The organism is Microvirga tunisiensis (assembly GCF_009296175.1).
Classification (GTDB): domain Bacteria; phylum Pseudomonadota; class Alphaproteobacteria; order Rhizobiales; family Beijerinckiaceae; genus Microvirga; species Microvirga tunisiensis.
Genome location: NZ_VOSK01000962.1, coordinates 1 through 621, shown reverse-complemented (window position 1 = coordinate 621; position 621 = coordinate 1). Strand labels below are relative to the sequence as shown.

The 621-nt window shown below is 59.1% G+C and carries 1 protein-coding gene; it reads left to right on the top strand.

The genetic code is table 11. The annotated features are described in order from the left end of the window. On the top strand, positions 1-508 hold a 508-nt coding region (locus FS320_RS44745; RefSeq protein ID WP_192926447.1), incomplete at its 5' end, for an ATP-dependent Clp protease proteolytic subunit. Positions 509-621 lie beyond the last annotated feature (113 nt).

Genomic DNA, 621 nt, shown 5'->3' with positions numbered 1-621 from the left:
CAAAGGTGGCATCGACGAATTCGTGGTCTACCTCGTGACGGGTGGCGGAAATCCGGGTTCTGGAATGGAGCTCTACAACTTCTTCAAGGCCAGACCCGAGCGCACCACCATCTACAACATGTCGAGCGTCGACTCGGCGGGCGTGCTGTTCTTCCTTGGCTTTCAGAAGCGCTACGGCCTTCCGGCCTCCAGCTTCATGGTGCACCAGACTAAGTTCTCAAAAGCCTCCCTGCCCGACTGGTACAGCTACTCCGACCTGAAGAAGTCTGAGATGGAGCTGCTTGCAGTCGATCAGAAAACCCACCGCGTGATTGCCACTGAGACAGCCCCGAAGGCTGAGGTGCCGCTCTCGGTCGAGGATGTTGAAGCTGCCGCTAGCCGCACGACCATCTATTTCGCCGAGGATGCTCTGCGGCACGGCTTCATTGAGGGCATCATGACGCCGACGATGCCGATCCAGGATGTGTTCTACCTGACGGACCAGTATCTCGCCGGACTGCCGGATTGAACGGCGCTCGGCTTAAACTTCTAAAGAACAACGCGCGGCTAGGCGCGCGCCTCTTCTCCAAGTTTCTGTGCGGCTCGCTCTACCGCACTGGCGACGGCATCGGGAGCCAGGTG